The 18953-nt window shown below is 65.8% G+C and carries 18 protein-coding genes; 11 read left to right on the forward strand and 7 right to left on the reverse strand.

Features of this window, described 5'->3' with window-relative positions; genetic code table 11:
• The first annotated feature begins 17 nt into the window (after nucleotides 1–17).
• Genes rfbD through manB form a run of 3 tightly spaced genes read left to right on the forward strand, consistent with a single transcriptional unit; the run spans nucleotide 18 to nucleotide 2870 of the window.
• Entirely contained in the window at nucleotides 18–902 is an 885-nt protein-coding gene (rfbD, locus tag AC4LGL_RS07795; RefSeq protein ID WP_491838216.1) for a dTDP-4-dehydrorhamnose reductase, read from the forward strand.
• Nucleotides 899–1789 (forward strand): glycosyltransferase family 2 protein, encoded by an 891-nt coding sequence (locus AC4LGL_RS07800; RefSeq protein WP_491838217.1) that lies wholly within the window; start codon nucleotides 899–901, stop codon nucleotides 1787–1789. Before rfbD ends, AC4LGL_RS07800 begins: the two co-directional genes overlap by 4 nt.
• A 1-nt stretch (nucleotide 1790) precedes the next feature.
• Nucleotides 1791–2870, forward strand: a complete 1080-nt coding sequence (gene manB, locus AC4LGL_RS07805) for a mannose-1-phosphate guanylyltransferase ManB (protein ID WP_491838218.1) — start codon at nucleotides 1791–1793, stop codon at nucleotides 2868–2870.
• Between the two features lie 47 nt (nucleotides 2871–2917).
• On the opposite strand, the gene AC4LGL_RS07810 is transcribed toward manB, so the two are convergent.
• Nucleotides 2918–4267, reverse strand: a complete 1350-nt coding sequence (locus AC4LGL_RS07810; protein WP_491838219.1) for a hypothetical protein — start codon at nucleotides 4265–4267, stop codon at nucleotides 2918–2920.
• A gap of 162 nt (nucleotides 4268–4429) precedes the next feature.
• Between AC4LGL_RS07810 and AC4LGL_RS07815 the strand changes: the two genes are divergently transcribed.
• Complete coding sequence (locus AC4LGL_RS07815) at nucleotides 4430–4774, forward strand: DUF732 domain-containing protein (RefSeq protein ID WP_491838220.1); 345 nt, start codon at nucleotides 4430–4432, stop codon at nucleotides 4772–4774.
• On the opposite strand, the gene AC4LGL_RS07820 is transcribed toward AC4LGL_RS07815, so the two are convergent.
• From AC4LGL_RS07820 to cofD, 3 genes are read right to left on the reverse strand one after another with little or no spacing between them, the layout of a single operon-like run.
• Nucleotides 4771–5319, reverse strand: a complete 549-nt coding sequence (locus tag AC4LGL_RS07820) for an NUDIX hydrolase (protein ID WP_491838221.1) — start codon at nucleotides 5317–5319, stop codon at nucleotides 4771–4773. The two genes, AC4LGL_RS07815 and AC4LGL_RS07820, sit on opposite strands and share 4 nt — an antisense overlap.
• The gene (locus AC4LGL_RS07825) at nucleotides 5316–6659 is read right to left on the reverse strand and encodes a coenzyme F420-0:L-glutamate ligase (protein ID WP_491838222.1); all 1344 of its coding nucleotides are present in this window, start codon (nucleotides 6657–6659) and stop codon (nucleotides 5316–5318) included. Before AC4LGL_RS07825 ends, AC4LGL_RS07820 begins: the two co-directional genes overlap by 4 nt.
• The gene (gene cofD / locus AC4LGL_RS07830) at nucleotides 6656–7645 is read right to left on the reverse strand and encodes a 2-phospho-L-lactate transferase (RefSeq protein WP_491838223.1); all 990 of its coding nucleotides are present in this window, start codon (nucleotides 7643–7645) and stop codon (nucleotides 6656–6658) included. The genes AC4LGL_RS07825 and cofD overlap by 4 nt, the downstream gene beginning before the upstream one ends.
• A 294-nt stretch (nucleotides 7646–7939) precedes the next feature.
• Here cofD and AC4LGL_RS07835 point away from each other — a divergent pair, with 294 nt between their 5' ends.
• A complete protein-coding gene (locus AC4LGL_RS07835) occupies nucleotides 7940–8344 on the forward strand; it encodes a WhiB family transcriptional regulator (protein WP_064886442.1) in 405 nt (134 codons plus the stop codon).
• A 43-nt stretch (nucleotides 8345–8387) separates the two neighbouring features.
• Here AC4LGL_RS07835 and AC4LGL_RS07840 read toward each other — a convergent pair whose 3' ends face one another.
• On the reverse strand, nucleotides 8388–8810 hold the full coding sequence (locus AC4LGL_RS07840; RefSeq protein WP_055111971.1) for a metallopeptidase family protein: 423 nt from the start codon (nucleotides 8808–8810) through the stop codon (nucleotides 8388–8390).
• Nucleotides 8811–8941: 131 nt separating this feature from the next.
• On the opposite strand from AC4LGL_RS07840, the gene AC4LGL_RS07845 reads away from it, so the two are divergent.
• The 4 genes from AC4LGL_RS07845 (at nucleotide 8942) to manA (ending at nucleotide 13164) form a co-directional block, all read left to right on the forward strand.
• On the forward strand, nucleotides 8942–9361 hold the full coding sequence (locus AC4LGL_RS07845) for a DUF3499 domain-containing protein (protein WP_491838224.1): 420 nt from the start codon (nucleotides 8942–8944) through the stop codon (nucleotides 9359–9361).
• 117 nt (nucleotides 9362–9478) lie between these two features.
• Nucleotides 9479–10867: a phosphomannomutase/phosphoglucomutase gene (locus AC4LGL_RS07850; protein WP_491838225.1), complete on the forward strand. Its 1389-nt coding sequence runs from the start codon at nucleotides 9479–9481 to the stop codon at nucleotides 10865–10867.
• On the forward strand, nucleotides 10864–11934 hold the full coding sequence (locus AC4LGL_RS07855; protein ID WP_491838226.1) for a TobH protein: 1071 nt from the start codon (nucleotides 10864–10866) through the stop codon (nucleotides 11932–11934). The genes AC4LGL_RS07850 and AC4LGL_RS07855 overlap by 4 nt, the downstream gene beginning before the upstream one ends.
• Nucleotides 11935–11937: 3 nt before the next feature.
• A complete protein-coding gene (gene manA / locus AC4LGL_RS07860) occupies nucleotides 11938–13164 on the forward strand; it encodes a mannose-6-phosphate isomerase, class I (RefSeq protein WP_491838227.1) in 1227 nt (408 codons plus the stop codon).
• On the opposite strand, the gene AC4LGL_RS07865 is transcribed toward manA, so the two are convergent.
• Nucleotides 13161–14552 (reverse strand): FAD-dependent oxidoreductase, encoded by a 1392-nt coding sequence (locus AC4LGL_RS07865; protein ID WP_491838228.1) that lies wholly within the window; start codon nucleotides 14550–14552, stop codon nucleotides 13161–13163. The two genes, manA and AC4LGL_RS07865, sit on opposite strands and share 4 nt — an antisense overlap.
• Before the next feature lie 307 nt (nucleotides 14553–14859).
• Between AC4LGL_RS07865 and AC4LGL_RS07870 the strand changes: the two genes are divergently transcribed.
• A complete protein-coding gene (locus AC4LGL_RS07870) occupies nucleotides 14860–16167 on the forward strand; it encodes an AurF N-oxygenase family protein (RefSeq protein ID WP_491838229.1) in 1308 nt (435 codons plus the stop codon).
• A gap of 183 nt (nucleotides 16168–16350) precedes the next feature.
• Here AC4LGL_RS07870 and AC4LGL_RS07875 read toward each other — a convergent pair whose 3' ends face one another.
• Nucleotides 16351–17184 carry a class I SAM-dependent methyltransferase gene (locus AC4LGL_RS07875; RefSeq protein ID WP_491838230.1) on the reverse strand — a complete coding sequence of 278 codons (834 nt, stop codon included), beginning with the start codon at nucleotides 17182–17184 and terminating at the stop codon, nucleotides 16351–16353.
• Between the two features lie 123 nt (nucleotides 17185–17307).
• Here AC4LGL_RS07875 and AC4LGL_RS07880 point away from each other — a divergent pair, with 123 nt between their 5' ends.
• Nucleotides 17308–18786 carry an amino acid permease gene (locus tag AC4LGL_RS07880; RefSeq protein WP_491838231.1) on the forward strand — a complete coding sequence of 493 codons (1479 nt, stop codon included), beginning with the start codon at nucleotides 17308–17310 and terminating at the stop codon, nucleotides 18784–18786.
• Nucleotides 18787–18953 lie beyond the last annotated feature (167 nt).

The following is an 18953-nucleotide window of genomic DNA, read 5'->3' on the forward strand; positions in this document are numbered from 1 at the left end:
GTGCCAGACTCGGTCGCATGGCGCAACGGATTGTGATCACCGGGGCCGGCGGCATGGTCGGCCGAGTATTGGCTGATCAGGGACGTCGTGAGGGTCGTGACGTGCTGGCCCTGACCTCCGCCGATTGTGATATCACCAACGTTGACACGGTGCGAGGGTTCGTCGAACCCGGCGACGTGGTGATCAACTGCGCGGCATACACGCAGGTGGACGCCGCAGAAACCGACCAGGACAGGGCCTATGCGGTCAATGCCGTGGGCCCGGGCAACCTCGCCACGGCGTGCGCCCGCGCCGGTGCGGCGCTGGTGCACATCTCTACCGATTACGTGTTCGGCGTGTCGGCTCATCGGCGTACCCCCTATGAGGTGGACGACCCGACCGGGCCGGTCAACATCTATGGCCAGACGAAACTGGCCGGGGAACAGGCGGTGCTGTCCGCCAAACCGGACGCGTACGTCGTTCGCACGGCATGGGTGTACCGCGGTGGCGACGGGAAAGACTTCGTGGCGACCATGCGCAGGCTGGCCGCCGGCGACGGTCCGGTGGATGTGGTCGCCGACCAGATCGGGTCACCGACCTACACCGGAGACCTGGTGACGGCCCTGCTGCAGATCGCCGACGGCGGCGTCCGGCCCGGCGTGCTGCACGCCGCCAACGCCGGAGCGACCAGCAGGTTCGAGCAGGCAAGGGCGACGTTCGCCGCCGTCGGCGCAGATCCCGAGCGGGTTCGCCCGGTAGGTAGCGACCGGCACCCGCGGCCCGCACCCCGCCCGGCTTACACCGTCCTGTCCGGGCTCCGGTCCGCCGAGGCCGGCCTGACTCCGCTGCCGGATTGGCGGGAAGCCCTGGTCACAGCGGTTGGAAAAGAGAGCCCGTCTGGCCCGCTACCCTCTACGCCGTGACTGAGGATGCGGCCCGCCCGCTCGTGGTGGTGACGGTGACGTACTCGCCGGGTCGACACCTGGACCGTTTCCTGGCCTCTCTCGCCCTGGCCACCGACCGTCCGGTGACGGTCGTCATGGCTGACAACGGCTCCACCGACGGCGCACCCGAACAGGCCGAGAAGCGCTACCCGAACGTGCGCCTGCTCCGAACCGGCAGCAATCTGGGTTACGGCAGCGCCGTCAACCGCGGCGCCGAGCAGATATCGGATGCGGACTGCCCGGAATTTTTCATCGTCGCCAACCCCGACGTGCAGTGGGGCCCCGGCTCGATCGATCTGCTGCTCGAGGCGGCGAAGCGGTGGCCGCGCGCGGGTGCGCTCGGGCCGTTGGTCCGCGATCCCGACGGCTCGGTCTACCCGTCGGCGCGCCATCAGCCCAGCCTGGTCCGCGGCGGCATGCATGCCGTGGTGGGCCCGTTCTGGAAGTCGAATCCGTGGACGGCGGCCTACCGCCAGGACCGGCAGGACCCCAGCGAGCGCGAGGTCGGCTGGCTGTCCGGTTCGTGCCTGTTGATGCGCCGGGCCGCCTTCGACGCGGTCGGCGGGTTCGACGAGCGCTACTTCATGTATATGGAAGACGTCGACCTCGGGGACCGGATCGGCCGGGCCGGCTGGCAGAACGTGTACGTCCCGACGGCGGAGGTGCTGCACCACAAGGGTCACTCCACCGGCCGTGACCCGGCGCGCAACTTGGCTGCCCATCACCGCAGTACCTACACTTTCTTGGCTGATCGATACCCGGCGCCCTGGCAGGCGCCGTTACGGTGGACAATTCGGGGCGCGCTGGCAGCACGTGCGGGCCTGGTGGTCGGTAGTTCACGACGTAAACAGGCGAAAGGGCACTGACGTGATCAATCCCGCGGAGGTGGACGCTGTCGTCCTCGTCGGTGGACGAGGCACCAGGCTGCGGCCACTGACCCTCTCGGCGCCCAAGCCGATGTTGCCCACGGCGGGCGTGCCGTTCCTGACCCATCTGCTGGCCCGGATCGCGGTGGCCGGCATCAAACATGTCGTGATGGGCACCTCGTACAAGGCCGAGGTTTTCGAGGAAGCTTTCGGCAACGGCTCCGACCTGGGGCTGGAGATCGAATACGTCACCGAGACCGAAGCTCTCGGCACCGGTGGCGCGATCGCCAACGTGGCCGACAAGCTGCGCTACGACACGGCCATGGTGTTCAACGGTGACGTGCTGTCGGCGGCCGATCTCGGCGCGTTGCTCGAGTCCCATGACACCCACCAGGCCGACCTGACGCTGCATCTGGTGCGCGTCAGTGACCCGCGGGCGTTCGGCTGTGTGCCCACCGATGCCGACGGTCGCGTGACGGCATTCCTGGAAAAGACCCAGGACCCGCCCACCGACCAGATCAACGCCGGTTGCTATGTGTTCAAAAAGCATGTGATCGACCAGATTCCGAAGGGGCGGCCGGTTTCGGTCGAGCGCGAGGTGTTCCCGGGACTGCTCACCGACGGGCTGAAGGTGTGCGGATACGTCGACGCCTCCTACTGGCGCGATATGGGCACACCCGAGGATTTCGTCCGCGGCTCTGCCGATCTGGTCCGTGGGATCGCGCCGTCACCGGCGCTCAACGGTCAGCGCGGTGAGTCACTGGTCCACGAAGGTGCGGCGGTCGCACCGGGCGCCCTGCTGATCGGTGGCACCGTGGTGGGCCGCGGAGCCGAGATCGGTGCGGGCGCCCGGCTCGACGGCGCGGTCATCTTCGACGGGGTGCGCGTGGAAGCCGGTGCGGTGATTGAACGTTCGATCGTGGGCTTCGGTGCCCGTATCGGCCCGCGGGCACTGATCCGTGACGGCGTGATCGGCGACGGCGCCGACATCGGTGCGCGCTGCGAACTGTTGCGCGGGGCCAGGGTGTGGCCCGGGGTGTCCATCCCCGACGGCGGCATCCGGTACTCCACCGACGTCTGAGACGAGAATCGGCGGAAATGCGTCAGAAACCGTAGTCTCGGTGGCGCTCAACCCGTTTTGTGCAAGTCGGAGTCGGCAGGTGCATATTCGGCGCCGGCGCCGAATATTCCTGAGGGCGTAGCTGTTTCGATGGTGGCGGCCTCGTCCATCCCGCCCGCAGGATCGTCGAGAGAGGTTTTGGTGCCCAGAAGCGGTACCAACATCGGCGTGGTGAACACGGGGTGGTCCACCACGGTGGAGATCCTCAGCACCGGGTGGTCGGAGACCAGTTCTTCGATCGCACCCCTGGCCGCGAATTGCGTCTCGGTGCAGAGCGCCTGGCCACCACCCACCCAATCATGCAGCCGGCGTGCCTCTTTCAGGAACGCTTCAATGTCCTCGGTGTATGACTTCTTGGGTTCGTAGCAGGTCCGGGTGTCCTGCACAGCGCGGCGGGTCACGGCGACGATGCTGACACCCATCTGGACCAACCGCACAGTCTGCGGGTTGATATCGAGGATCATCTGCGCACCTGTGGTGGACCCGGGCGTCAGGAACTTCCCAGCGGCGCCGATGCTGCCCGCATACAGCAACTTGGAGTCGCTGGGCAGGACCGGGATCTGGCGATAATCGCCGATCATGCTTCCCACCGGATCCAGATACGAGGCAACCGTATTGGTGGTCGCAGGCTCCTCCGGGACCCCGAACGGGTATGCCCTTACCCGCATGACACCCGCCGGGATGTCGACCGCTACCGAACTGCGATTATGGATGGTGAGGTTGGCGGACAGGTGGATGATCGAACCCGAGGAACCCACTGGAGTCAGTTCGGCCTGTACATCGACCAGGGGAAGTGAACGCGCCGGCAGGTAGTCCGACTGCAGCCAGAACTGGACCAGGCCCAACACCGGGAACAATGCGACGACTGCCACCGCGCCCCGGTTGATCGCTCCATGGGTGTACCTGGCCAGGTAGACCATCCAGAAGAGAGCGACCGCGCCGAAGACCAGCGCCGTCCCGGTGATGCCGATCACTTGCCGGACGGGGCTGCGCTCGTCGACGAGCCACACGTACGCCGCCAGACAGACCACGAAGATCTGGCTTGTCATCGCCGTGAGGAAAGCGCTCGACGATTTTCTCAGTATTGCGCCGATCGCGAGCGCGCATGTGATCCCGATACCGAGAAGCAGTGCGGCACCTAACAGATCCCAGGCTGAACGGGTCAGCGTGGCGTCCCAGACCGCGAGCCAGAGAACTACTGCGGTCTGGACAGTCAGGCAGATGAGCAGCAGAGCCTCTGTGACCCGGGGGCGGACACCCAGCGGGGTTTCGACTTTCGAAGTCTGCTGCTCCGGCGGCTCGTCGCCATTCTTGCCGCCGGCGGAGTTTTCGGCAGGGGATTCGATCTGCAGACTCATGGTGCCTCCCACCCGTATTTCCGTGGCTTATCAACGGTAGGGAGATCGGGCCCAGCAGCGCTTGAGTAGTCGACTACCTAACTTCGGCGGCCTCTGGCGCCGGAAAGTGTGTTTGCCGGTCGCCATCGAGCCTTAGGATTTGATGGTCGAAGGGGGAGGGCCATGTTCAACGTGTTCAACGGACGGCGGCGCAGGGCGGTCGCGCCGATAGCAGCGCTATTGGTGTTCGGAGGGGTTCTGGGAATCACCGCACCCGAGGCGGCGGCCTGGCCCATCCCGCTGACCGGGGAAGACAACACCTACCTCAACGCCACGCGCGGGGTGTTTCCCGGCGATGACGACCAGTTGCTGACGGTGGGCCGGCAGATGTGTCGCCTGTTGTACACCGGTACGCCGGCACAGGCAGTGATCGATCAGATGGCGGGCCAGTACGGCGCCGCTCCGGATCAAGCCGCGGTTGCGTTGCGCGCTGCCCGCCGGGCCTACTGCACGCAGGCGCCGGGCTAGGCGGATCCCGTCACGGTGCCGGCGAGTTGGGTCAACCCGAAGTCGGTACCCTCGGGCAGCGCCTCCAACGGCCACCACCGTAGGTCCAAAGACTCGTCACTGCAGGCGATCTCGGCACCTGCCGGCGCCCGTACCACGAACTGCATGTCTAGGTGGCGGGTCGACACCCCGAGCGAGCACGTCACCGGGTGCACGTGTAGCGCCGCCAGCTGTGGATCGATGGTCAGCCCGGTGACCCCGGACTCCTCGGTGGCCTCGCGCAAAGCAGCGGCGCGAATGTCGGAATCCGTTTCCTCACAATGCCCGCCGAGTTGCAGCCAACGGCCGAAGCGCGGATGCAGGGTGAGTAGTGTCTGGGTGCCGGTGTGGTCGATGACCAGCGCCGAGGCGGTGATGTGGCCGGGCACGCACGCCCGGAGGCAGGCATCGGGACGGGCTGCCAGAAATGACAGCATCGCATGTCGCAGCGTGTCCTGACCGGGATCGGCTGTCTGCCAATGCGTCAACACCTCGACGGCGGAGGCGTGCAGGCTCTCGGCGCTCACTTCACGACCAGCAGGCCGTCGGTGGGCACCGGATCGCGCGGAGGCTGCGGATCGGCGGGGTGACCGATTGCGATGGCCCCCAGAGGCTCCCAATCCGGCGGGAGATCGAGCTCGGAACGGACCAGATCGGCGGCGAAGATCGTGGATCCGATCCAGCAGCTGCCCACCTCACGCACCGCCAGCGCCACCAGCAGGGCCTGCACCGCCGCGCCCACGGCGACGGTGAACATGGTGTGTTCGGCCTGCGTGCGGGCTTCGTCGGGATAGCTGTGGGCACCGTCGGGAACCATGAACGGAATTACCAGTTCCGGAGCGTCGTACAGGATCTGGCCGCGGTTCAGGCGCCGCTCGACGGACTCGGGATCTCGGCCGTCGCCGCTCAGATCGTCCCGCCACTTGTCTTTCATCCGATCCAGGAGCCGGACGCGGGTGGCGCCGTCCTGCACCCAGACGAACCGCACCGGGCGGGTGTGGTGTGGGGCGGGTGCGGTGAGCGCCTCGCCGATGGCGGCTTCGATGAGCGCGTGGTCAACCGGTCCGTCGGAGAATGTGCGCACCGAGCGGCGCAGTAGCTGAGCCTGGCTACGTCCCAGCTCGATCGACTCGGCCGTGCCGAGCCAGAACAGGTCGTCCTCGCCGGAGCGCAGCAGGGTACGGGCGTTCGACCCGTCGTCGGGCAGTTCCAGCCCGCGTACCACCGCGACGGGGATCGCGGTGAGCTTGCCCTTGACCAGATCGGCCGCGGCGGCGATCTCGTCGGCCACGGCCACCTCGGTAACCAGCAGCTCGTTGCCGTGCCGATCGTGTGCGCCCGCGTAACCGTGCAGCACGGTGAGCCCGGACGCGCCGATCGCGAAATCGGCCTGGCCGTTGCGCCAGGCGCGGCCCATCGTGTCGGTGATCACGACGGCGACGGTCACGCCGAGTCGCTCACGCAGACCTTCGCGCAGGGCCCGTGCACTGCCGTCGGGATCGACCGGGAGCAGCGCCAACTCGTTCGAGTCCACGTTGGAGCCGTCCACTCCGGCAGCGGCCTGGACCAGTCCGATCGCGTTCTCGGTGATCAGCGTCCGGCCCTTGCGGGCGAGAACCCGAACTGCCTCGCTGTCGATCAGCTTGCGCCGCAGAGTATCCCGCTCTTCCGGGTCGGAAGGAGCGGTGACGATACGGCCTTCGCACTTGGAAACGACCTTACTGGTGACCACCAGTACATCACCGTCGCGCAGCCAAGGTGCCGCTTCGGCGAGAACGGTGGCCAGGTCGTCTCCGGGCCGGAACTCGGGAAGCCCTGGTACGGGCAGGATCTCGACCCGACCGGCTGATCCGTGCTCGGTGTTCACAGTGGAACGCCGGCCACGTCCAGGCCGGCCCGCACCATCTCGGCGGTGGTCGACGGGTCTGTCATCAGCAGCGGCACCGCGCGCACCTGAACGCCCTCGATGTCGGCCTCATCACCCTCGTGTATCAGCCAGCCGTCCAGGATTCCGGTGCCCGACCGGGCGCCGAAATGCCGGCCGACGGCCTGTGAGGTGGATTCCACACCGATGATGGACAGGCACTCATCGGCCATGCCGCGCAACGGTTTTCCATTGATGATGGGGGAGTAACCGACCACCGGCGCCTTGGTCGAGCGCAGCGCGCCGCGGACACCGGGAATCTGCAGGATCGGTCCGACACTGACGACGGGATTCGACGGCGCCAGCAACACCACATCGGCGTCGGCGATCGCCTCGGTGACGCCCGGCGCGGCGGTTGCCTGTTCCGCTCCGACGAACGCAAAGCTGTGCGAGGGCACCTGTGCGCGGTAACGCACCCACCACTCCTGGAAGTGGATGGCCCGCCGTTCCCCATCCTCGGGATCGGTGATGACCACGTGGGTCTCGCTGCGGTCGTCGGTGACGGGCAGCAGCTGCGCACCCGGTGACCAGCGCTTACACAGTGCTTCGGTGACCTGCGACAGCGGGTAGCCGGCGCGCAGCATCTGGGTGCGGACCAGGTGGGTGGCCAGGTCCCGGTCGCCGAGTCCGAACCAGTCGGGTTGCACACCGTAGGCAGCGAGTTCTTCCTTGGCGTGCCACGTTTCATTGCGATGGCCCCAGCCGCGCTCCGGATCGATACCGCCACCCAGTGTGTACATGCAGGTGTCGAGGTCTGGGCAGATGCGGACGCCGTGCATCCAGGCGTCGTCACCGACGTTCACGATCGCGGTGAGTTCATGCTCATGCTTGCTGTCGGTCCCGGCGAACTGGCCGAGGCCCAACAGGTGCTGTACCCCCAGCAAAAACCGGGCGCCTCCGACGCCGCCGACCAGAACGGTGATCTTCACAACGTCCGACCCTAGGCGTTGAGGGCGTGCGGATGGAAACGACGTCGTCACGGGCAGGACACGCCGATGTCGCGACGCGCCGATTTGACATTACGAGATGGTATGAAATCGCGCTCTGGCGCTTGACCCTGGCAGCTAACACGTGTGTAATCACAGATGTGTCATTTCCCGGTTGGTGACCGATTCCGGTGTCGCGGACCGAGATTCGATCAACTGTTCGAATGGGGTGACCGCACATCGCAGTAGTGGGGCTCCACTTAGGATCTACGAGACCGAGTGAGGAGGCGGGGGATAATGTCTTATGAGAGCGGCGATTTCGATCATGTGGTCCGGTTTGACGATCGGCTACTCGGCTCGGTAGACAACGCACCGCACATCAACGTGGGACCGACACCGCTGGGGGCGGCCGGACGTCCTCAACTGAGTCTGGTTCCGGTGAGTTCGGTTCCCGAACACATTGATGTTGATCCGGAAGACGAAGACGACCAATGGCAGGAACGTGCGCTGTGCGCACAGACCGACCCGGAGGCGTTCTTTCCGGAAAAGGGCGGGTCTACCCGCGAGGCCAAGCGCATCTGCCTGGGCTGCGAAGTCAAGGATGCCTGCCTGGAGTATGCGCTCGCGCACGATGAGCGTTTCGGCATCTGGGGAGGATTGTCCGAACGGGAGCGTCGCCGCCTCAAACGCGGCATCATCTGACGCTCTCCGGCGGAGCGCTCATCGCACGATGTAGCGCTCGACGTCAGTCGTCGTCGATCGTCGGGTCGATGACTGACGGTTCAACTCCCAGATAGGTGGCCACCTGTGCCACCAGGATTTCATGCAGCAGGTCAGCTAGCTCATCGGATCCTTTGACCCGGCGCTCGATGGGCTTGCGGAACAAGACAATTCGAGCCCGGGTCGCATTTCCTCTGACATCAACCCCAGCCGGTATCAACCGCGCCAACGCGATCGGTCCGTCGGCGATGACCTCGGGCGGCCATTGCACGCCCTCGGGATCTTTCGGGGACATCCGCGGAATCTCATCCACCGCGACATCGAGTTCTTTGATCCGCGCCGCCCACCGACGCTCGATCGGCTCATAGGCTTCCAGCACGGCCATGTCGAACCGCTCGCCGCGGCTACGCCAGCCGGGAACCGAGCGCGGAAGCAGCGGTCCGCGCATATCGCGGCCGCGACGCGATCGCCATGAGTTTCGCTGGGCCACGGCGATGATCGTAACGGTTCGGGATCGGGCACCCGGCGGCTGCGCGTGTCCGGCACCGCACAGCGACCGTCCAAAGTAATCTCTGTTGCGTGAATGTTCCCCGTCGCTGCTGCCGGCCCGGGTGCCCGCACTATGCCGTGGCGACGTTGACTTTTGTCTACTCCGACTCCACGGCGGTGGTCGGACCCCTGGCCACGGTGTCTGAACCCCATTCCTGGGACCTCTGCGTCGGCCATGCCGGCCGCATCACGGCGCCGCGAGGCTGGGAGTTGGTCCGTCATGCCGGCCCGCTGCCCACCCACCCCGACGAGGACGACCTCGTGGCACTCGCCGACGCGGTGCGGGAAGGTCAGCCGGGTGCGGTTCCCCACAGTGGGGTGGTGGCCGGATTCTCCGATCCCTCCACCGGTGTGGGGTCCAATGCGGTGATGGCGCCGCAGGCGCGTCCCGCCGAGAGCAACGGCCGCCGTCGCGGGCACCTGCGGGTGTTGCCGGACCCCGACAACTAGCCCGGACGAGCCCTGATTAGATCCTGATTAGACGACGCCCGGCCCAAGAGTAGTGAACGTGTCGGCGCCGCCCGACGGTTAGGCTGGCGCCAACGATCCCGTTTCACAAGGAGCTATATGTCTAGGCCAGCGGCGGCTGTTCACGATGTCATCAAGGCCTATGACGTCCGTGGTCTGGTCGGTAGCCAGATCGACGAAGCGTTCGTGGCCGACGTCGCCGGTGCGTTCGCCCGCCTGGTCCGCGCCGAAGGTGCCGCACAGGTGGTGATCGGCTATGACATGCGAGAGAGTTCGCCCACGCTGGCCGCCGCATTCGCCGACGGTGTGACAGCCCAGGGCCTGGACGTGGTCCGCATCGGGCTGGCCTCCACCGATCAGCTCTACTTCGCCTCGGGCCTGTTGGACTGCCCGGGAGCGATGTTCACCGCCAGCCACAACCCGGCCGCCTACAACGGGATCAAACTGTGCCGCGCCGGGGCCAAACCGGTAGGCAAGGACACGGGACTGTCCACGATCTCCGACGAGGTGATTTCGGGGGTGCCTACCCACGACGGCCCGGCCGGCGTGATCTCGGATCGCGATGTGCTGGCGGACTACGGCACGTTTCTCCGCTCCCTGGTCGATCTCAGCGGGCTGCGTCCGCTGCGCATCGCAGTCGATGCGGGCAACGGAATGGCCGGCCACACCACGCCTGCGGTGCTCGGGCCGATCCCTGGGGCCACGATTCTCCCGTTGTTCTTCGAACTCGACGGCAGCTTCCCCAATCACGAGGCCAACCCACTGGATCCGGCCAACCTCGTCGACCTGCAGGCCCACGTACTGGCCAGCGGCGCCGACATCGGCCTGGCCTTCGACGGTGACGCCGACCGTTGCTTCGTGGTCGACGAACTCGGCCGTCCGGTGTCGCCCTCGGCGGTGACCGCACTGGTGGCCGCCCGTGAGCTCAAGCGGGAAATCGGTGCCACCGTGATCCACAATCTGATCACCTCGCGCGCTGTTCCCGAGTTGGTGATCGAGCGCGGCGGCACTCCGGTGCGGTCCCGGGTCGGGCATTCCTACATCAAGGGACTGATGGCAGAGACCGGCGCCATCTTCGGTGGGGAACACTCGGCGCACTACTACTTCCGTGATTTCTGGGGTGCCGATTCCGGCATGCTCGCCGCGCTGCACGTGTTGGCCGCCCTGGGGGAGCAGGATCGCCCGCTGTCCGACTTCATGGCTGACTATCAGCGGTACGAGGCCTCCGGCGAGATCAACTTCACCGTCAGCGATGCGCCGGCCTGCGTCGACGCCGTGCTGAAGTCGTTCTCCGGCTCGATCCAGTCCATCGACCACCTCGACGGCGTCACCGTCGATCTCGGCGATGGCAGCTGGTTCAACCTGCGCACGTCGAATACCGAACCGTTGCTGCGTCTGAATGTGGAAGCGCGCACTGCAGAGGACGTCGCCGCACTCGTCGACAGAGTTTCGGGACAGATCCGTGGGGTGAGCGAGCCGGTGCCGTGAACGCCGTGGACGCCGCGGTCGACCTGGACGACGGTGACGGACTTCTGGCCGCCGACCGCAACGGTCTGCTGCGGGCGGCGGCCATGGCGGGCGCCCAGGTTCGGGCGACGGCCGCGGCAGTGGCCGAAGGACTGCTCGACCCGCTGCGCGCCGATCATCCTCCGCGGACGGTGATTTGGGTCGCCGGTCACGGCGCTGCCGAGAATGCAGGCGCCATGCTGGCCGCCGCGCTCGGCGCATCGATCGCCGCCCCGATCGTGGTGGCCGCCGAGACCCCGCCGTGGCTGGGGGCACTCGACGTGGTGATCGTGGCCGGTGACGATCCGGGCGATCCGGCTCTGGTGAACGCGGCGGCCACCGGGGTGCGTCGCGGTGCCCGGGTGCTGATCGTGGCCCCGCACGAGGGCCCGTTGCGTGATGTCGCGGCCGGACGCGCGGTGGTGTTGGCGCCCCGGCTGTGGGTTCCCGACGACTTCGGACTGACGCGATACCTGGCCGCGGGTCTGGCCGCACTCCACGTGGTGGATCACGGCATGCGCGTGGATCTGGCCGCGCTGGCCGACGAATTGGATGCCGAGGCGCTTCGCAACAGTGCCGGACGGGATCTGTTCACCAACCCGGCCAAGACCCTGGCCGAACGGATGACGGACAACGCAATCGTGCTGGCCGGCGACAATCCGGCCACTCTGGCGCTGGCCCGGCACGGAGCGACGGTGATGTTGAGGCTGGCCGGTGAAGTGGTGGCCGCCGCCGGGCTGGGCGACGTTCTCGCTGCGATCGGCAGCGGCGCGGTCGCCCACCCTGCGACCCGGTCACTGTTCCACGACGAGGAGATCGACGGACCGCTACCGCGCCGCATGCGTACGTTCGCCTTGATCACCGATACCGAACGACAACTGGTGGGGGCGAGGGTCAGCGGCTTCGACGACATCGCGATGATCGGTGCCGAGGATGTGCCGGACCAGGCTGGGACGACCCTGCCGGTGGGGCGTCCGGAACAACAACTGGCGGTTCTGGCTGTCCGCTTGGAGATGACGGCCGTATATTTGAAACTGGTTCGAGGATAAGACGTGCATCTGCTACGGGGAGCGGTGCGGACCTATGCCTGGGGTTCGCGCACTGCAATCGCTGATTTCACCGGAAGGCCCAGTCCGACAATCCATCCGGAGGCCGAGCTGTGGCTCGGCGCACATCCGCAGGACCCGGCGTGGCTGCAGACCGAACACGGTGAAGAGTCGCTTCTGCAGGCCGTCCAGGACGATCCCGAGGGGCAACTGGGCAGCGTGGCGATCGGCAGATTCGGCGATGCGCTGCCCTTCCTCGTGAAGGTGCTGGCCGCTGACGAGCCGTTGTCGTTGCAGGCCCATCCCAGTGCCGCGCAGGCGAGGGAGGGCTTCGACCGCGAGGACCGGCTCGACATCCCGGTGTCCTCACCCGTCCGCAATTACCGTGACCGCAGCCACAAGCCCGAATTGTTGGTTGCGTTGGGGCAATTCGATGCGCTGGCCGGATTCCGCCCGGTAGACCGCACGGTCGAGTTGATGCGTGCGCTGGCGGTCTCGGATCTCGACCCGTTCATCAACCTGTTGTCGGATCAGTCCGATGCCGACGGGTTGCGGGCCCTGTTCACCACCTGGATCACTGCGCCTCAGCCCGATCTCGACGTGTTGGTGCCAGCTGTTCTCGACGGAGCCGTGCATTACATCCGTTCCGGGGCAAAGAAATTCGCGGCCGAGGTCAAGACGGTGCTGGAACTCGGTGAACGATACCCCGGCGATGCCGGAGTGTTGGCCTCCCTGTTGCTGAACCGCATCAGCCTGCGGCCGGGGGAGGGCATCTACCTTCCCGCCGGAAATCTGCATGCCTATCTGCACGGTGTCGGTGTCGAGGTGATGGCGAACTCTGACAACGTGCTGCGCGGCGGGCTGACCCCGAAGCACGTGGACGTGCCGGAACTTCTGCGGGTGCTGGACTTCACCCCGACCCCGGAAGATCGGCTGCGCTCGGAAACCGACACGGACGGAACGGAAACCATCTATCGGACGCCCGCGCAGGAATTCGCGGTGTCGGCGCTGACGGTCGACGGTGAGCACCTCGGTGATGAGATCGACGTGCACTCCCACCACGATGGTCCGCAGCTGCTGTTGTGCATTGAGGGCGCCGCCGTGATCTATGCCGACGACGACAAGCTGACCCTGCAGCGGGGCGCAGCGGCGTGGGTGGCGGCCGAGGATGGTCCGATCCGGCTGACCGCGGCCGAACCAACCAAACTGTTCCGCGTGACGATCGGGATCTAACCGGAAGCGGTCTCCATACGGGCGGGGGCTTCGGGCTTCCCGCCTTCACTCTGGCGTCCGGCGAACCACTGCCTGATGTTGTTGCGCATCGCACGTCCGATCAGGCGGGGTGGCGGCACCAGATAGAGGCTGTCGATCAGGCTGGTCCTGCTCAAAAACCATTCGGCCACAAAGGGATCGGTCTCAGCTGCCCCGACAAATTGGTTGAACATCTCGTACGCGGGGCGGTACCACCACGGGTGATCACCAACCGCTCCGTGCTCGGTGTGGTCCGCTGCGGCGTTCATCAGCCAGACCGGCCAGATCGTCTTGGCGTTGCGGAACGCCAGACGCCACATCACGTTGTCCCTTCCGCCGGCCAACACCCGGCGCAGGTTGGCAGCCTGCAGCGCCGCCATGGTCACGCCCTGCCCGAACGTGGGGTTGAGGCTGACTATGGCGTCACCGAACGGCAGGATGCCCTTGGGAAATCTGCGGATCCGCTCGTAACGCCGCCACTTGCTGGTCGGGTATCGGTGAGTGTTCAACTCGCCGACCGGCATGCCTGCTCTCAACGCGGCACTGATCTCGGCCGGCAGCAGCTCGTCGGCCAGCGCGCAGACCCCCTCGAAATCACGCGGGGGTTCGGCCTTGGCGACTCCGAATGCCGTCACCATCCAGATGCCGTCCTCGTGCAGCAGCATGCCCATTCCCAGCGGGCGGTTTCGGACGGCGCCGACGATGACCATCTTCTGGGGCATCATCCCGTCGGGGATCTTCACCCGGTGCGAGGCGTAGGTGACACCGACCTGTACCGAATCCTCAGGTGGACGTTCGAATCCCCACTGCTCCAACCACGCCGGAAGTCGGCTGCCGCGGCCCGACGCGTCGAGTACCAGATCGGTCGGCGTGACGTCACCGTCGTCGAGGACGACGCCGGTCACCCGCCCGGCCGCGGGATCGTACTGGGGATGTGCGACGGTCCGGCGCTCGATCTCGATACCGGGCATGGCGCTGACCCGCTGGCGGATCTGCCATTCGAGGTGACCGCGGCTGGGCACATAGGCGGTGTATTTGTCGTCCAGCCCGGTTTCCAGGACGTGGCCGGCCGCGTCGAAGTGGATCAACTCGTGCTTGTTGCGAATCACCGGCACGCCGGAGGCGGCCATGTCGTGAAGCAGCCCGGGAAACAGTTCCTCCAGTTCCTGGGCGCCGCGGGCCATCAGTAGATGGACATGCTGGCCCTGCGGGATCGCGCTGCGATTGACCGGCTGATCCGGTAGTTCATCACGCTCGTAGAGGGTGACGTGGTCGTAGTGATCGGCGAGGACCCGGGCCGCGCACAGTCCGGCGATGCTGCCTCCGATGACAACGGCATGGGTCGCGAGGGTTCCTGATGAGCTGCGCATTTGTTCGACACGGTACTGGGCCGACGGCACCCGGCGCACAAAAATCAGAAGCAGCGTCAACTGTAACGGCGGGCCACGTGCCGTCGATTGGTGTGAGGGTGCTCGTTGGTGTCGGGGTGTAGGACGCCGCTTGCGCTGAGCTGTAGGTACGGTCAGCGAATCTGCGGGGCGCAGCCGGGTGATCCCGCCCAGTGGGCCTGTCTAACGAACGTGCAACAACTCATGGCACAATCCTGTGGCTGGAGGCGTGATATGGCTCTCAAGTTGATACCCTCTGCAAGGAAACTCACAGTCAACGGATGGGGCAATGACAACGGTCAGCGACGCGGACGGCACAGCAACGGGGGACCTCTATTTCGACAGGGTGGAGGCCCTCTCTCGTGCGACGGTCCGTCGACGCTTCGATCCCTACGTCGACATCGACTGGGATGCACCCGAAAACGCGTTGGCCGACGACGACCCGCGGTGGCAGCTCGACCCGGACAGCGCTCCGCTCGCGGCCACTGAATGGTATGCCCAACAGCCTTTGCAGCGCCGTATCGACATGGGGCGCTGGGTAACTGCGAACACCCTGAAGGTCACGCTCCAATTCGAAATGATGTTGATTCGCGGAGTGGTGCATTACGCGGGCAAGATGCCGAATGGTTCGCCGGTATTCCAGTATCTGCTCCACGAGCTGATCGACGAATGCAATCACATCCAGATGTTCCAGGAATTCGTCAACCGCACCGGCGAGGACGTGCCGGGAATGCGGCGAGGGTCCCGGTTCATCGGACCGATCCTGGGCTTTATCGGCGGTTATGCCAACATGATTCACTTCATCGGGGTGCTGTGCGGTGAACAGCCGCTGCATTTCCAGCAGACGCTGCAGCATCGTGGCGCGGCGCACGTGCCGCCGCTGCTGAACAAGATCACCTACATTCACCTGGCCGAGGAAGCGCGCCATATATCGTTTGCCGACGATCTTCTGGCTCAGCGAATGCAGAGCGTCAGCCGGCGGAAGCGGGCGTGGTACGCAATTCTCTTCCCATTCTTTCTGCGGTGGTTGATCGGGGAGATGATGGGGCCGCCGCGCACGTTTGCTCGGCAATTCGGTGTTCCGCGACGGGTTTTCAAGGCTGCGTTCTGGCGGAGTGACCAGTCGCGCCAGATGATGGCGGAATCGGCCGCCGATGTTCGGCGAGTAGCCGAGGACCTGGGCCTGCGAACGGTGTGGTCGCGCTGGATCTGGCGAATGCTGGGTATCGACGGGCGACTACCGCGGTACCGCGGTGAACCGGATCGCGGCTCTGCGATCAAGCGCGTGACCGGGCTTCACACGGCAGTGGCGGCACGCCTTGCGGGCGTAGCGATCATGGCGGGCGTTGCCCTGCTGGTGGCGCCGGACGGCCTGAAGATCATCGGTTGCGCGGCCGCCGGAGCGGGCGTGTGGGCGGCCTATCACACTTTCCGGGAGCGCCGCGGCGGTGTGATGGGCAACCAGCCGTTCGAATGGCCGCGGCTTTTTGTGTGGGTTGTGGTGTGCGTGGCCATGATTCCCGCTGGCGGTCTGATCGGACTCGCCTTGGTGGTCTTCATGATCCTGGCGCTCGCCGAATTCTTGCCCACCCTCTGAGCTAACCCGAATCGTTTGCGCAGGAAGGACGTTGCCGCCGGCAACGTCCTTCCTCGCGTATCCGGGGAGAACCGCTGGGCCTGAGCGGGTCTGGCGGCGGCGCGTCAGCCGGCCTCAGTGCATGACGGTATCCGCGGCCGGCGCCGCGTCAGTCGAGGAGTTGCAGGCCGATCCGGCTACCGGTCAGGCGGGCTTCTGGAACGTGTACACGCGGTACTGAATGAGGCCGATCTTGGACAGCCACTTCATCCAGCGAGTGCCGACGATCATCGTCTTCTGCGCGTCCGCTGACCCCTGCTCGCGGAAGAACTTGAGCAGGAAGGGGTATGTCGGCAAGGTGTTCTTCCGGATGTTGCGTTTCTCTGCGAGCTCGAGCCCCGCACGCTTGCCCATGGACCGGTAACCCCGCAGGGGGACGTTCCCGAGCGTTCCGTAGGACTTTGCGATCCGGGGACGGATCGCCATCCAGATCGGGGTCTTCCCGAAGAACATCAGGGTCGGTACGAAGTCGGACACCGCCAGGTACCCGCCCGGCTTGAGCACCCGCGCTGCCTCGGCGAGGAACTTCTCGCGGGACGGGAAGTGGAAGATGCATTCGACGGCGAGGACGCGGTCGAAGGAGTTGTCCTCGAACGGCAGCTGACAGGCGTCGGCCTCGACCCAACCGATCTTGTTGCCGTTGACGGGCTTGGTCTGGGCCTCGGCCGCCGCAAGCTGGCGCGGGTCGATGTTGAGTCCGGTGAGGTCCATGTCGGAGTAGGTGCCGTTGACCTGCTGGATGGTCCCGCCGAACCCGCAACCGGCGTCCAGCAGCTTCTGCCCGTCGGCAACCTTTCCGGCAGCGAACAGGACGTGGTCCATCTGCTCCATGGCCGCGATGTAGTCAGCCCGGGTGCCCTTGGCGGTCTTGGGGTCTTCCCAGTAACCCCAGTGCACCTGGTTTTCCCATAGCTGGCCCGTTTCGCCACCGTCCTGCCGTTCGTCGATCAGCAGGTCGAAATAGGGGAGCTCAGCCATGCGCGGACCGTATCACGATAGGCGCCGAGTGTGATGTACGCCCCACTCTTGCGGTATGGCACGGTTCGGCGAAGTTTGTGAGTCCTACCGGTTTCACCGCCACCGTGATGGGAGCATGACGGAATGTCTGCCCTTCGGCGAATCAAATCTGTCGAGCAGTCGATTGCCGACACCGATGAACCGTCGACCCGGCTCCGCAAGGACCTCACGTGGTGGGACCTGACGGTTTTCGGTGTCTCGGTAGTGATCGGTGCGGGCATTTTCACCATCACTGCATCCACTGCAGGTAACTTGACCGGGCCGGCGATCTCGATCGCCTTTCTGATCGCGGCCGTGGCATGCGGGTTGGCCGCGTTGTGCTACGCCGAGTTCGCCTCGACCGTGCCGGTGGCCGGGAGCGCGTACACCTTCTCTTATGCCACGTTCGGCGAGTTCGCGGCGTGGATCATCGGATGGGACCTGATCCTGGAGTTCGCCGTCGCGTCCGCGGTGGTGGCCAAGGGGTGGTCGAGCTACCTCGGGACGGTGTTCGGATTCGGGGGCGGGATCGCGGATTTCGGCGGTCTGGAAATCGACTGGGGCGCGTTGGTGATCATTGCGCTGGTGACGACCCTGCTGGTGGTCGGCACCAAGTTGTCGGCACACTTCAGTCTCGTCATCACCGTCATCAAGGTGTCGGTCGTGCTGTTGGTGGTCGTCGTCGGCGCCTTCTATATAAAGGCCGCCAACTACACCCCGTTCATTCCGCCGAACGAGGCCGGCAAGGGCGCCAGCGGCGCCGACCAGTCACTGTTCTCGTTGTTGACCGGCGCCGCGGGCAGCCACTACGGCTGGTACGGAGTGCTGGCAGGTGCCTCGATCGTGTTCTTCGCGTTCATCGGGTTCGACGTCGTCGCGACCACCGCCGAGGAGACCCGCGATCCCCAGCGCGACGTGCCCCGCGGCATCCTGGCCTCACTCGGGATCGTCACCGTGTTGTACGTCGCGGTGTCGGTCGTGCTTTCCGGCATGGTGTCCTACACCGTGCTGCGCGATGCACCCGATGGCCACGCCAACCTGGCCACGGCCTTCGAAGCCAACGGTGTGCACTGGGCGGCGAAGGTGATCTCCATCGGCGCGCTTGCGGGGCTCACCACGGTGGTGATCGTGCTGATGCTGGGACAGACCCGTGTGCTGTTCGCGATGTCGCGGGACGGTCTGCTGCCGCGGCAACTGGCCGTCACCGGTAGTCACGGCACGCCGGTCCGGATCACGTTGATCGTCGGTGTTCTGGTGGCGATTGCCGCCTCGGTGTTCCCGATGGGCAGGCTCGAGGAGATGGTCAACATCGGCACGCTCTTTGCCTTCGTGCTGGTTTCGGCCGGGGTGATCGTGCTGCGCCGGACCCGGCCCGACCTACCGCGCGGATTCCGCGTGCCATGGGTGCCGGTGTTGCCGATCGCCGCGATCCTGGCGTGCCTGTGGTTGATGCTCAACCTCACCGGGCTGACCTGGATCCGGTTCCTGCTCTGGATGGTGATCGGGGTGGTGGTGTACGCCGTATACGGCCGGAGTCATTCCGCGCTTGCCGGTAAGGAAGTCGCGGCTACGCCGTCGCAGTAGCTGAAATCGATGCTCGACCACTGTGGATCCCTCGTGGCCTGCGTCACTTTACAAAACATAGGCTAATGTCTAGACATCGGACATGAAGGTGCCTATAGTCAAGTCATCGCAGTGACAGCACTCACATAAGGAGGCTCCTCGTGGTGGCGGAACTCTCGAATGGACCC

This window comes from Mycolicibacterium arcueilense (assembly GCF_058536225.1).